The 13,767-nt window shown below is 62.4% G+C and carries 11 protein-coding genes; 7 read left to right on the top strand and 4 right to left on the bottom strand.

From position 1 onward, the window contains the following. Positions 1 to 155 precede the first annotated feature (155 nt). Entirely contained in the window at positions 156 to 1,199 is a 1,044-nt protein-coding gene (locus CSQ92_RS22605) for an MBL fold metallo-hydrolase (protein WP_099395454.1), read from the top strand. Position 1,200: 1 nt separating this feature from the next. Here the strand turns inward: CSQ92_RS22605 and CSQ92_RS22600 are convergent, their stop codons facing one another. Further along, positions 1,201 to 1,533 (bottom strand): hypothetical protein, encoded by a 333-nt coding sequence (locus tag CSQ92_RS22600; protein ID WP_139179280.1) that lies wholly within the window; start codon positions 1,531 to 1,533, stop codon positions 1,201 to 1,203. A 453-nt stretch (positions 1,534 to 1,986) separates the two neighbouring features. On the opposite strand from CSQ92_RS22600, the gene CSQ92_RS22595 reads away from it, so the two are divergent. Next, the gene (locus CSQ92_RS22595) at positions 1,987 to 2,997 is read left to right on the top strand and encodes a substrate-binding domain-containing protein (protein WP_034783651.1); all 1,011 of its coding nucleotides are present in this window, start codon (positions 1,987 to 1,989) and stop codon (positions 2,995 to 2,997) included. 54 nt (positions 2,998 to 3,051) lie between these two features. Here CSQ92_RS22595 and CSQ92_RS22590 read toward each other — a convergent pair whose 3' ends face one another. Together CSQ92_RS22590 and CSQ92_RS22585 are read right to left on the bottom strand one after the other, a co-directional pair. Beyond that, entirely contained in the window at positions 3,052 to 6,648 is a 3,597-nt protein-coding gene (locus CSQ92_RS22590; RefSeq protein WP_099395453.1) for an indolepyruvate ferredoxin oxidoreductase family protein, read from the bottom strand. Positions 6,649 to 6,842: 194 nt separating this feature from the next. Next, positions 6,843 to 7,784, bottom strand: a complete 942-nt coding sequence (locus tag CSQ92_RS22585) for a LysR substrate-binding domain-containing protein (protein WP_070258630.1) — start codon at positions 7,782 to 7,784, stop codon at positions 6,843 to 6,845. Positions 7,785 to 7,922: 138 nt separating this feature from the next. On the opposite strand from CSQ92_RS22585, the gene CSQ92_RS22580 reads away from it, so the two are divergent. Next, a complete protein-coding gene (locus CSQ92_RS22580) occupies positions 7,923 to 9,149 on the top strand; it encodes an HD-GYP domain-containing protein (protein ID WP_099395452.1) in 1,227 nt (408 codons plus the stop codon). On the opposite strand, the gene CSQ92_RS22575 is transcribed toward CSQ92_RS22580, so the two are convergent. Next, a complete protein-coding gene (locus CSQ92_RS22575) occupies positions 9,146 to 10,192 on the bottom strand; it encodes a GGDEF domain-containing protein (RefSeq protein WP_034783647.1) in 1,047 nt (348 codons plus the stop codon). The genes CSQ92_RS22580 and CSQ92_RS22575 overlap by 4 nt on opposite strands. 481 nt (positions 10,193 to 10,673) lie before the next feature. On the opposite strand from CSQ92_RS22575, the gene CSQ92_RS22570 reads away from it, so the two are divergent. From CSQ92_RS22570 to cpaB, 4 genes are all read left to right on the top strand, one after another. Continuing rightward, complete coding sequence (locus CSQ92_RS22570; RefSeq protein WP_034752975.1) at positions 10,674 to 10,856, top strand: Flp family type IVb pilin; 183 nt, start codon at positions 10,674 to 10,676, stop codon at positions 10,854 to 10,856. 53 nt (positions 10,857 to 10,909) lie between these two features. Further along, positions 10,910 to 11,443, top strand: coding sequence for an A24 family peptidase (locus CSQ92_RS22565; RefSeq protein ID WP_099395451.1), 534 nt, complete (start codon positions 10,910 to 10,912; stop codon positions 11,441 to 11,443). A 93-nt stretch (positions 11,444 to 11,536) separates the two neighbouring features. Then, positions 11,537 to 12,910 (top strand): ATP-binding protein, encoded by a 1,374-nt coding sequence (locus CSQ92_RS22560; protein ID WP_099395450.1) that lies wholly within the window; start codon positions 11,537 to 11,539, stop codon positions 12,908 to 12,910. Continuing rightward, a complete protein-coding gene (gene cpaB / locus CSQ92_RS22555; protein WP_099395449.1) occupies positions 12,907 to 13,764 on the top strand; it encodes a Flp pilus assembly protein CpaB in 858 nt (285 codons plus the stop codon). Before CSQ92_RS22560 ends, cpaB begins: the two co-directional genes overlap by 4 nt. Positions 13,765 to 13,767 lie beyond the last annotated feature (3 nt).

Below are 13,767 nucleotides of genomic sequence, written 5' to 3'. Positions count from 1 at the left end.
TTTGAAAACAATATTTTACACCTCTTGGTTTACTTTGCCAGAAATAGGAACTACACTGTGTAGTGTAATTTAATCCTTGTTAATTCTTTGCCGGGCCGCATATGCACTTGCACCGAGTCGCACGTCGTCTCTTCTTTCTGGGAGTCCTGATCATCATGAGTTCTTGCACCTTGCGCGCCGCGCCTGCCGCACCGATAGAATCGCCCCAACGCCACGAAGGAAAGTTCCGTAATCCCGTGCAGATGCACAAACTGGGCACGGCAGCCACGCTCAAGCTGATGTGGACATTTTTCTTTGACAAACCCGACAGCACGGTGCCGGCTGCGGCTGTGCCCGTGCAAGCCTTGACCCGGGCGCAACTGCTGGCCGCACCCGACAACAGCCTGTTTCGCCTCGGCCATTCGACCCTGTTGCTGAAACTGAACAATGAATTTTTCCTCACCGATCCCGTGTTTTCCGAGCGCGCCTCGCCGGTGCAGTGGGCAGGACCAAAACGTTTCCATCAGCCGCCCATCAGCATCGCCGACTTGCCGCCGATCAAGGCCGTCATCCTGTCGCACGACCATTACGACCACCTCGACCATGCTGCCGTGCTGCAACTGGCCGCCAAGACGGAACACTTCGTCACGCCGCTGGGCGTGGGTGACACCTTGGTCGAATGGGGCGTGCCGAAAGACAAGGTGCAGCAATTCGACTGGTGGCAGGGCGTGACGATTGCCGGCGTGAAACTTGTCGCCACGCCATCGCAGCATTTTTCGGGACGCGGCTTGTTTGACGGCAATCAAACCCTGTGGGCATCGTGGGTCATCGACGCACCGGACGTGCGCGTGTTTTTCAGTGGCGACTCCGGCTATTTCGACGGTTTCAAGCAAATCGGCGACAAGTACGGCCCGTTCGACGTGACCATGATCGAGACGGGCGCCTACGACAAGCTGTGGCCGGACGTGCACATGCAGCCGGAACAGACCTTGCAAGCCCACCTGGACTTGCGCGGCAAGTGGCTGATGCCCGTGCATAACGGCACCTTCGACCTGGGGCTGCATGCCTGGCATGAACCGTTTGACCGCATCACGGGGCTGGCGGCCAAGCAGGGCGTGAACCTGGCCACGCCGCAGATGGGCGAGGCAGTCGACCTGGCGCAGCCGAAGAAGGGCAATAAGTGGTGGCTGGCGATGCTGGAAGAGGAGATGATTCGGTAATTTACGCCGTCACGTCGATCAGGCGCCCCAGCGTCTGGCCATAGCTGTTCAGCTGGGGCGTGCTTTTCGGTGCGGCGGGGACCGCTTGCTGCGGCACGGCCAGCTTGATCGCCTGGTCCAGCTGCGGCGCCTTGATGGCGGTGGGGGCATCTGCCTGGGCTTGCTGGCTGTTGCGTTGCGTCTGGCTCAGCGATTCCTGTTCCCGCGCCAGCAACTGGCGGCTTTGCGCCAGCTGTTCACTGTCGCGCTGTACCTGGTTCTGGCCTTGCTCGACCCGGCGTTGCGCCGTAGCCAGCGAGGCTTGCAAGTTGTTGACGGACGTTAGCGTGACCACATTGTTCACCTTTGAAAGTATGGCCAGGCGTGCAGGGATGGGGGAAGCCCGGGCCGATGTGCTGCGCCAGGCATCATTGTTCGAACATGCCAGACGGTAATCTTTACCTGAATCAAGAGTAGGACAAATTCTCGCACAGTTCCAGTAAATTATGTTTTCTTGATAATGCTAACGTGCGCGCCTTGCATGCCCAAGCCGGCATCCTGAAGTTGCTGCAGCACTTGTCAAAGTGAGTACCCGCTGTCGCTTTTTACCTTGTCTTGACTGCTATCGCCGATATGGCGCTGCGGAGAGGGTGGAAGTGGTCGCATTCAAAACGTTGCTTTTTAAATAGTCAATGTATTGTTGTTTTTATACCATGTCTGCGCACGCTAATGCGCGGCCTGTTTGGCGCTCTGGGCTATAATTGACGGGCAGAGTTGGTTTCTTTTGCCATACAGACAGGTAGTTAACATGAATCTCAAGAGCCTCGCAATTGCCCTCGGCATGTCGAAAACGACAGTCAGCAGGGCGTTGAACGGCTATCCGGAAGTCAATTCCCGCACCCGTGAAATCGTCCTGGCCGCCGCCAAGAAAGTCGGCTACCGGCCCAACCCGCTGGCGCGCAGCCTGGCCGTCGGCCGCACGAATGTGCTGGGCATGATCTATCCCCTGCTGCCCAGCGACCTGGGCGACAGCGTCTTTCTTTCCGTGGTGAATGGCATGTCGGACGCCGTGGAAGCATCGAAGATGAGTTTGATCATCGCTCCCGTATCGCCGCAGAACGAGCAGCCCTCGTATGAAACCATGGTGCGCGGACGCCAGGTCGATGGCCTGGTGGTGGGCCGCACCAAGGTGGTCGACGAGCGCATCGCCTACCTGACGAAGGTCGGCTTTCCTTTTGTGGCGAACGGCCGCACGCGCATCGATGCGCCGTATGCGTATTTTGACTACGACAACGATACGGGTATCGACCTGGCCGTGTCTTTCCTGGCGGCACACGGCCACCAGCGCATTGCCCTGCTGAGCGCGCCGCTGGATCTGCACTTCGCGTATGAACGCAAGGAAAGCTTTATCCGCTGCATGGCGCAAGCGGGCTTGCCGGTCGATCCCGCCTATCTGCTCGACAATACTTTTGATCGCCGCAGCGGTTACCAGGCCATGCAGCAATTGCTGGCCTGCTCGCCCCGTCCCACGGCCGTCATCGTCGACAATCACTTGTCCGGCGTGGGCGTGGTGCGCGCGCTGATGGATGCGGGCATCGAAATCGGCAAGGAAATCTCCGTCATCGTCTGGGGCAATGTGGAAGACACCTTGATCGGCATCAACGTCACCACCATCGACCAGCCCGACCTGCGCCGCGCCGGCGCCAAGATGGTCGAAATGCTGCAATCCTTGCTGGCCGGCACGCCGCCGGAGCGGCTGCAGGAAATCTGGCAGCCGGTGCTGTTGCCGGGGGCGACGGTGGGGCGTTGCCCTGAATGAAAAAAAACGCAGAGCCGAGGCTCTGCGTTGTCATGTCAAGCCCAGCTGACCGGCTTATGCCGCGTGCTTGCTGCCGTCCGCCAGCTTGGCCAGCAATCTCGCCTTGTCCTGGCGATACGTGTCGACGGCCGCTTCCTTGACGTGGCCGAAGCCGCGGATTTTCTCGGGCAGCGACGCCAGTTCCACGCAGGTGGCCAGGTTGTCCGCCGTCAGGCTGACCAGCAGTCCCGCCAGCAGTTCGCGGTATTCAACGATCAGCGCGCGTTCCATCTTGCGCTCGGCCGTATAACCGAAGACGTCGAAAGTGCCACCCCGCAGCCCCTTGGCTTTCGCCAGCAGCTTGAAGGCGCGCCACATCCAGGAACCGAACTCCGCTTTCACGAGGTGGCCTTTCGCATCTTTTTTCGCGAACAGCGGCGGCGCCAGGTTGAATTTCACGGAGAAATTCCCCTCGAACTGCTGTTGCAATTGCTCCACGAAACGGCCATCCGTGTACAAACGCGCCACTTCATACTCGTCCTTGTAGGCCAGCAATTTGAAATAGTTCTTCGCCACGGCCATCGACAGCTTCTGGCCCAATCCCAGGGTGTTTTCGCGGTCGCGCACCTGCTTGAGCAGGGTCACATAACCATCCGCATACGCGGCGTTTTGGTAGGCCGTGAGGAACTCCACGCGCTTCTTGATGACGCTATCGAGGCTTTGCGGCATTTGCACGATGATCGCCTGCGTGGGCGTGGCGATCTGCGTGACACGGCGCACGTCGACGGCGGCGCGGCGGCCCCACAGGAAACTTTTCTTGTTCGATTCGATGCCCACGCCATTCAGTTCGATGGCGCGCAGCAAGGCCGCTTCCGTCAACGGAATGCGGCCCTTTTGCCAGGCGTAGCCGAGCATGAACAGGTTGGCGGCGATCGAATCGCCCATCAGCGCGGTGGCCAGTTTCGTAGCATCGATAAAGTCGGCTGCCTCGGCGCCACCGACGGATTCCTCGATCAGCTGGCGCACTTCCGCCGTTGGATATTGCCAGTCGGCATTTTGCGCAAACGTGCCTGGCGGCTGCTCATGCAGGTTGACGACGGCCAGGCTGCGGCCCGGGCGCATTTTCGACACGGCATCCTGCGCGCCGGCCGTCAGCATGTCGCAGCCTAAAATCAGGTCCGCTTCGCCCGTGGCGATGCGCTGGGCGCGGATGTGCGCGGGAGACCTGGCGATTTTCACGTGCGAGGTGACGGAACCGTTCTTTTGCGACATGCCCGTCATGTCCAGCACGGACGCGCCCTTGCCTTCCAGGTGGGCCGCCATGCCCATCAGGGCGCCCACGGTGATGACGCCCGTGCCGCCGATGCCGTTGATGAGGATGTTGTACGGCGCGTCGCAGGCGGGCAGGACCGGTTCCGGCAGCGGGCCGAAGTTGTCCGTCTCGCCCGCTTTGCTGGCACCCGTCTTGGTCTTTTTCAGGCTGCCGCCCTCGACGGTGACGAAGCTGGGGCAAAAACCCTTGGCGCACGAATAATCCTTGTTGCACGAGGATTGGTCGATGGTGCGCTTGCGGCCAAATTCCGTTTCCTTCGGCAGGATCGACACGCAGTTCGATTGCACGCCGCAGTCGCCGCAGCCTTCGCAGACGGCGTCGTTGATGACCATGCGTTTGGCCAGGTCAGGGTATTCGCCCTTTTTCCTGCGCCGGCGTTTCTCGGCCGCGCAGGTCTGGTCATAGATCAGCACGGAGACGCCTTGCACTTCGCGCAATTCGCGCTGCACGGCATCCATATCCTTGCGGTCGTGCAAGGTCACGTGGGCGGGCAGGTTGCTGCGGTCGCTGTAGCGCGACAGATCTTCCGTCACCAGGGCGATGCGCGCGATGCCTTCGGCCGCCACTTGCTGCGCCATCATGGGCACGGTGATCAAGCCGTCCACGGGCTGGCCGCCCGTCATGGCGACGGCGTCGTTGTACAGAATCTTGTAGGTGATGTTGACCTTGGCCGCCTGCGCGGCACGGATGGCCAGATAGCCCGAGTGGAAGTATGTGCCGTCGCCCAGGTTCTGGAACACGTGCGGCAGTTCGGAAAATGCGGCTTGCCCGATCCACGGCGCGCCTTCGCCGCCCATGTGCGTGGTCAGCTTGTTCATTTCCGGGTAGATCGACGTGGCCATCACGTGGCAGCCGATGCCGGCCAGGGCCAGGCTGCCGTCCGGCACCTTGGTCGACGTGTTATGTGGGCAGCCGGAGCAGTAGAAGGCGGGGCGGAACGGCGTATTCACGGCTTTCTTCAATACCGCATCCTTGGCGTCGAGGAAACTTAATCTCGCCTTGATCAGGTCGCAGGTGACGGGATCGGAAATCAGGCGCGCGATGCGGCTGGCGATGACACGCGCCACTTGCGAGACGGAAAAGTCCGCCTTCGAGGTCAGCAGCCATTCGCCGCGCGGCGCCACCCATTCGCCTTTTTCATCGAACTTGCCGATGACACGCGGACGCACGTCGTCGCGCCAGTTGTACAGCTGTTCCTTGAGCTGGTATTCGACGATCTGCCGTTTTTCTTCGACGACGAGAATTTCATCGAGGCCTTGCGCGAATTCGCGCACGCTGTCCGGCTCCAGCGGCCACGGCATGGCCACCTTGAACAGGCGCATGCCGACGTCGGCCGCCATTTGCTCGTCGATGCCCAGCTCTTCCAGCGCTTCCAGCACATCCAGGTAGGACTTGCCGGACGCGATGATGCCCAGCTTGGCGTTCGGACTGTCGATGGTGGTGTGGTTGAGCTTGTTTTCGCGCGCGTAAGCCAGGGCCGCGTAGATCTTGTAGTCCTGCATCAGCGCTTCCTGGTTGCGCGCCTGCTGGCCCAGCGGGATGCTCGACAGGCGGGCATTCAGGCCGCCTTCGGGCATGATGAAATCCTGCGGAATTTTGACTTCCACGCGGAATGGATCGGCATCGATGGAAGCCGACGATTCGACCGTATCGGCCAGCGCCTTGAAAGCCACGGTGCAGCCGGAAAAGCGCGACATGGCCCAGCCGTGGATGCCCAGGTCCAGGTATTCCTGCACATTGCACGGATACAGGACGGGGATCATCGAGGCGGAGAACAGGTGGTCGGACTGGTGCGGCAGGGTCGAGGAATACGCGCCATGGTCGTCGCCGGCCACCAGCAGCACGCCGCCCAATTTGGAGGTGCCCGCGTGGTTCATGTGCTTGAAGACATCGCCGCAGCGGTCCACGCCGGGGCCCTTGCCGTACCACATGGCAAACACGCCGTCGTACTTGGCCGGGCCGATCAGGTCGACCTGTTGCGAACCCCAGACGGCCGTGGCGGCCAGGTCTTCGTTGACGCCGGGGACGAATTGCACGTGGTGCGCTTCCAGCTGTTTCTTGGCTTTCCACAGGTTCTCGTCGAGCCCGCCCAGGGGCGAGCCCCGGTAGCCGGAAATGAAGCCGGCCGTGTTGAGTCCGGCGGCCTGGTCGCGCAGGCGCTGCATCATGGGCAGGCGCACGAGGGCCTGGATGCCGGACAGGAAGATGGCGCCGGAAGTGGCCGTGTATTTGTCGTCGAGGCTGACGGTGGTCAAACGGGAAGTGTCGGGGGGCGTAGATGGCGCGGCACCGGCGTTTCTAGCGAACGCTGCGGAGCCGTTTTCCGTGGTCACGGACATGGCTGTCTCCAAAAGGGTGTTTCAGATGACCGCTGTACAAGTGGCGCGCCCGGTAAGGCGCGCACTGTGCAGACGGGATGGCCGCGTGTGGGCGGCACATAACCATTTTAAATTTAAAATAGTTAATGTGGTCAGTGTAGAACGAGTCAGGAAAGGGGGCAAATACGCTTTGCCGATGGGGGTATAAGAAATACTTATGCCATGGGCGAGAGCACATTCGCCCCCACCCAGCGCCCGCTGCCGCACAGTTCGGCGGCCACTTGCAGCACGAGGTTTTTCACGGCGTTGCCCGCATTGGTGAGGGGAATATTTTTCGAGGCGCACAGGGCCACTGTGCGCGACAGCACGGGGCTGTGGATGGCGTAGCTGCGCATGGCGCCGCTGTCGAGCTCGGCCAGCAGGGGGGCGGCCGGCAGGATGGTGGCGCCCATGCCGGCCAGGATGGCCGATTTCAGGATGGCGATCGAGTTGATCTCGATCACGTTTGCCGTTTCCAGGCCCAGTTCGCGCGCGCGGCTGTCGATGCGCGGGCGCACGCCATGCTGCAGGCCCGGCAGGATCAGGGTGGCGCTCAAGGCTTGCTGGAACGACACGGCATGGCCGGCGGGGGCGAACGGCGAATCGCTGCGGCAGATGAAGCGCATCTCTTCTTCCACCAGCGGGCTGCAGGCAAACGGCGTGAGCTGGCCATCGTCGAACAGCACGGCCAGGTTGATGCGGCCCGATTTGAGCTGTTCATTGAGGTTGCCCGTGATTTCTTCCGTCAATTGCAGGGTGATTTCGGGATAGCGTTCGCGCGCGGCCAGCAGCAGGGGCAGGGCCAGGGCGCCGGAAATGCTGTGCGGCAAGCCCAGGGTGACATTGCCGGACGGCCGCGTGGCGCTTTGCGTGACGGCCGAGCGGGCGTCGGCCACCTGTTTCAGGATCGCTTGCGCATGTTCGTAGAACACCTTGCCCGCATCCGTGCTGAGCACGCCCTGGGCCGAGCGGTGCAGCAGCTGCACGCCCAATTCCTCTTCCAGCTGGCGCAGCTGTTGCGTCAGGGCCGGCTGGGCCACGTGCAGGATCAGGGCCGCGCGCGACAGCGAGCCGTGGTCGACGATGGCAACAAAGTAGCGTAATTGGCGCAGTTCCATGGGTCCCAGAAGCGGTGCGTTGAGCGGAAAAAACACGGTGTTGCGCCGCAGCGCCGAACGCGGCCAGCAGAATAACAATTTTGTTATACTCATTCTAGCGCCTTCGGTGCTCCAGCCGCGTATTTGTGGGATGACAGCATGCTCAAGAAAGTTGATTCGTCTCAATTAAAAGTGGGCATGTACATTCATGACCTCAGTTGCGACTGGATGACGCATCCATTCGTGCGCAACCGTTTCCTGTTGCGCAGCGACGATGAAATCCGCAAGATCATGCAAGCCGGCATCCACGACGTGGTGATCGACAGCGGCAAGGGCCTCGACGTGCAGGATGCGCCTACCGTGGCGCAGGCGCACGCCGAGACGGAGCGCGAACTGGTGCAGATCGCCGCGGCGCCGCAAGTGGTCACGCGCGTGTCGCTGGGCATGGAACTGGCGCGCGCCACGCAAGTGCGGCGGCAGGCGGCCAGCCTGGTGCGCACGGTGATGGCCGACGTGCGCCTGGGCAAGGCTGTCGAGCTGGACCGCGTGCAGCACACGGTGCAGGATATTACCGAATCGATCCTGCGCAATCCCGGTGCCCTCGTCGGCTTGTTGCGCATCAAGACCAAGGATGACTACACCTTTTTGCATTCCGTCAGCGTGTGCGCGCTGCTGGTGGCGTTTTGCCGCTCGCGCGGCATCGATGCGGCGACCACGCACCAGGCTGGCCTCGGTGGCTTGCTGCACGACACGGGCAAGGCCCTGGTGCCCGACAGCGTGCTCAACAAGCCGGGCCCTCTCACGCCGGAAGAATTTGCCCTGATCAAGCGCCATCCGCGCGACGGCTACGAAATCCTGCGCCAGTCGCCCGAGGTGGGCGCGATTCCCCTCGACATCGCCTTGCACCACCATGAACGGCGCGATGGCAGCGGCTATCCGGACCAGCTGGCCGGCGACGCCATCAGCGAACTGGCGCAGATGGCCGCCATCGTCGACGTGTATGACGCGCTGACGTCTGACCGCAGCTATCACAAGGGCATCGCCGCCGCCGAAGCCCTGCGCAAGATCTATGAGTGGAGCAAATTCCATTTCAACCCCGTGTTCGCCCAGGATTTCATGCGCTGCGTGGGCATCTATCCGGTCGGCACCATGGTGATGCTGGAATCAGGCCGCCTGGCCGTCGTCATCGAGGCGCACGAAAGCAATTTGCTGGCGCCGAAAGTGAATGTGTTTTTCAGTACGAAGAGCAAGACCTACATCAAGCCGGAAACGGTCGACCTGTCGCGCGGCTTCGGCTTCGGCGGCGCCGACAAGATCGTCGGCCATGAGTCGGCCGCCAAGTGGCAGGTCGATCCCATGCGCTTTCTTTCCCTCGCGGATGCCTAGAAGAATTCCGCCGTATCGTTCGAGGTAATGGTGGTGAGCAAGCCCTTGGCGACCAGCTCGTCGTAGTGGCAAGCCAGGTTGCGGCCATGGCTCTTGGCGTAATACAAGGCCTGGTCGGCGCGGCCGAGGATGATGACGGGCGCCTCGTAGGCGTTGATGCTGACGAAGCCCACGCTGACGGTCACTCTGCCCACTTGCGGGAAGTCGTGCGCTTCGACATTGGTGCGGAAGCGGTCGATGATTTTCTGCGCATTTTCCAGGGTGATCGAGCGCAGCAGCACGACGAATTCCTCGCCGCCGAAGCGGAAGATGCGGTCTTGCGAGCGGAACGACGATTGCAACTGGTTGGCGATCAGGATCAGCACTTCATCGCCATACAGGTGGCCAAATTTATCATTGACCAGTTTGAAATGATCGACGTCGATCACGGCCAGCCATTGCCGTTCCGTGTCCGTATGGTGGCGCCGTTCTGCATCGACGGGAAGCGGCTTCTCCGCCTCCGGTTCGCCGCGGCTTTGCAGGATTTTCGCCAGCTGGTCGTCGAAGGTCTTGCGGTTCAACAAGCCGGTGAGCGAATCGCGTTCGCTGTAGTCGAGCAGGTTCTGGAAATTGCGGTACACGCTGACGATGCCGCCGATCACCTGGATGGTGGCGCCCGTGTACGGCGTGGGGTTGGTGATTTCCAGGCAGGTGGTGACCTGGTCGCCGATCCAGATGGGCAGCCACAGCAGGTGGCGGCCGTCGGCGCACAGGGTGTCGGCGCTTGCCTCATGGCGCTTGATGCAGGCGGCCAGGGCCGGGTAGTCCGACAGCGGTTCGCCTGGCAGAGTCGGGTCGTTATGCTCTTCCATGCGGGCCACGCTGCCCGCCACGATGATGGCCCGCGACCGCACGAACACCTGGCCACGCACGGTGGTCAGGGCCAGCACACGGGTCTGCGACGCGGCAGCGAGTTCCTGGACGGCCGAGATCACGGAGATGTCGAGCATCGTGTGGTCGCGGTGCCCGGTCATGTCCACCATGTGTTTCAGTAGGGAATCCATTGTCGATCTCTGGAAAGTAGTCACACAAGTGTCGTCATACCAGCATTGCATCAAGCAAGAGCATGTTCGCGTCCGTCTACAAGAAGCCAAGATTTATTTGGTGGCATGACGCTCTTTACCGCCGGGCGAGAGGCCTTTCCAAAGAAGAGCTAAGCAGGATAATGTCTTTTTGCCTAATAGGCAATTAACGTATGCAATATTTCATGTAAATACATGAGATTCATGCACCGCATTGCAAAAAACTTGCCCTGACGAAGGCTTTCAATCCGGATCGCAACATTTGTTTGCGCCAGCCGGCATTTCAACAGGGTTTGATAATTTCCATATGGAAACTTGTGGCGCGTCAATTTGCCAAAACGTGGACGCTTTATAGTCAATGCAATGGCGCAGAAATTTACGGCAGGAAACATATTAGCAGGAATGGGCAATGTTTCACACCCGATTGCGCCAGGGACTTGTGATTCACTTTTGGGAGCTTGTCATGCATACCTTCCTGTCGGCAGTACAGCAGTTTGTCAAGGATGAGGATGGCATTACGGCAATCGAATACGGCCTGATTGCGGCGTTGATGGCTACCGCCATCACGGCCGGTTTCTTGCTGATCAAGACCAACTTGCTGGCCGTCCTCACCGACATTTCGTCGAACCTGGTGTTGACGCCCTAAGCGGGTGCCCGCCGCTGGCCGGCCAGCGGCGGGTTTTTTTCAGGAGGTGTCGCATGCCTGCCTATGCCGTATTCGACCTGCTGCTGCTGTGCTTCGTGACGGGCGCCGCCGTCAGTGATCTGATCCGCCGCAAGATACCCAATGGTGTGGTGTTGTCCGGCATCCTTGCCGCCCTGGCGCTGCACCTGTGGTTGTGGCCGCAAAACGTGCTGCCGCTGTGGCTGGGCGGCATGGCCACGGGCTTTTTCCTGTTTCTACCGTTGTACCTGCTGCGCGGCATGGCTGCCGGCGACGTCAAGCTGATCGCCATGGCGGGCGCCTTTGCCGGTCCCTGGCCCGTGCTGCAGATCTGTTTCGCCACGTTTGTCCTGGGCGGCCTGATGGCCGTGCTGATGATCACCTGGCAGGGCAAGTGGCGCGCCTGCCTCGGCAATCTGCGCCAGCTGCTGTGGCCGATGATCGCGCGCATGGCCGGCATTCCCCTGGCGCCAAACGCCCTGGGCAGCGGCGCCAGCGTGGGCAACATGCCCTACGGACTGGCCATTGCCCTGGGCTGCCTGCTGGTGCAAGGGCGGCATTATTTCTGATTGGTATTCATTGCTCTTGATCAATGGGCACCGGTCCCCGCTCGCTAGAATGAATTCTGTTGAATGCAGTCTTAACCGGCTAGGAGACGCAGCATGACCGAGGTCGACTATTCCATGAGCACCGAGAGTGCGCCGCGCCCTGCCGATGCGAACCTGATGCCGCCCTTGCCGCCGCAGCCGAAGAGCTTGCGTGAAACGGGACTGGAGCGGCCCCTGGTGGTTGAACTGATCGCCAAGCTGATGTTTGTGAGCGGCAAGACGCACCTGTCCGCACTGACGACGCGCTTGCGCCTGTCGATCAATGTCTTGCGCGAAGTGCTCGACTTCATGGTGAGCGAGCAGATGGCCGAAGTGGCCTGGCGCGGCGAATCCGATATCGACGTGCAGTACCAGCTGACGAGCGCCGGCAAGCAGCGCGCCAGCGCCTTCCTCGAGCGCTGCGCGTATATCGGCGCCGCGCCCGTGACCCTGGACGCGTACCGCGCCATGGTGGCGCGCCAGTCGTGGCTGGTGCAGGAACAGCGCGTCGGCAGCGATGACCTGGCCGCCGTGCTGGGCGGCGCCCACGCGGGGCCGGGCATGCTCGACGTGGTCGGCGCGGCCCTGCATTCGGGGCGCTCGCTGCTGCTGTACGGTCCGCCCGGCAGCGGCAAGTCGACCCTGGCGCTGCAGCTGGGACAATTGCTGCACGGGCTGGTCGCCGTGCCGTACGCCGTCATCGTCGGCCACGACATCATCCAGTTGTACGATCCGGCCCAGCACCTGCCGCCCGCGCCGCAGCATGTCAGCCATGCGCGCCAGGCGCTGGAGCGGCGCAGCACGGACATCCGCTGGGTGCTGTGCCAGCGTCCCGTGATCCACGTGGGCGCCGAGCTCGACGCCGGCATGCTGGAACTGCGGCTAGACGCCAGCGGCGGCTGCTACCAGGCGCCGCCCCATGTGCGCGCCAATAATGGCATGCTGATCATCGACGACCTGGGCCGCCAGCGCCTGGGCGCGCCGGAATTGCTGACGCGGCTGATGCAGCCGCTGGCGCACGGCAGCGACCAGCTGGGCTTGCCCGGCGGCGTACAGATCAGTGTGCCGTTCGACAATGCCCTCGTGCTGGCCACGAACGTGCCGCCGGGCGAGCTGTTTGACGCCGCCTTGCTGCGCCGCATCGGCTACAAGGTGCACGTGGGGCCGCTGGCCGAGAGCGCCTATCGCGCGCTGTTCCGCCAGCAATGCCGGCTGGCCGGCATTGCCATCGACGAGCTGGCCCTGAACCATCTGCTGCACCTGCATGGCGCGCAGGGACGGCCCCTGCTGGCCAGTTATCCGCAGGAATTGCTGGCGCGCATAGGCGACTTCGCCGGCTTTGCCGGCTGCGAAGCGCGCCTGACGGTGGGCGCCCTGGAACAGGCCTGGAGCAGCCTGTTTGCCAGCTGCGACATGCCGGCCGCCAGCCTGTGCGAGCGTATCGCATGAAAAACCGGCGCGCCCTCCTGATGATGGGCCTGGCGGTCGTGCTGGGTCTGCTGGCCGTGCTGCTGGCCTCGCACTGGCTGCTGCGCCAGACGCCGGCCGGCAAGGGCAAGATCGTCGTCGCCGCCAGCGATGTCAACCTGGGCCAGCGCCTGGCGCCCGAGATGCTGCGCCTGGCAGAATGGCCGGCGGAAAGCTTGCCGCAAGGCGCGCTGCAAGACCCGGCGAAACTGGCGGGACGGGTGCTGAAAACCAGCGTGCTGCGCGGCGAGCCGCTGAGCGAAGCCAAGCTGGCGCCGGCCGGCACCCTGGGCGGCCTGTCGGCTCTCATCACGGAAGGGCGGCGCGCCATTACCGTGCGCGTCAACGATGTGATCGGCGTGGCCGGCTTCGCCTTGCCGGGCAACTATGTCGACATCATCGTGAGCACGCAGCAGGATTCTGGCGACCGCGCCTTTCCGCAAAGCCGCAACATTTCCAAGATCGTGCTCGAACGCATCCTCGTGCTGGCCGTGGCGCAGGAAGTGGGGCGCGACGAGACCAAGCCGCGCGTGGTCAATGCGGTGACCCTGGAAGTGACGCCGGAACAGGCGGAAAACCTGGACCTGGCGCGCAGCGTGGGCAGCCTGTCGCTGGTGCTGCGCAACCAGGTCGACCCGCAGCCGGGCGTGACGGCGGGCGCCACCAAGCTGACCCTGCTGGGCGGACCGCACGAAGCCGACGAGCCCGTTCCTGCCGCCGCGCCCGTGCCGGCCGCCGCGCCGCGTCCGGTACGCGTGGCCAAGGCGCCGCCGCAGCCAACTCGCCAGTGCAGCGGCGTCATCGATGGAACGCGCCAGTCGCGCGAATGTTTTTAGCCA

This window comes from Janthinobacterium sp. BJB446, from assembly GCF_002735655.1.
Classification (GTDB): Bacteria; Pseudomonadota; Gammaproteobacteria; order Burkholderiales; family Burkholderiaceae_D; genus Janthinobacterium; species Janthinobacterium lividum.
This window is presented reverse-complemented; position numbering and strand designations above follow the sequence as displayed.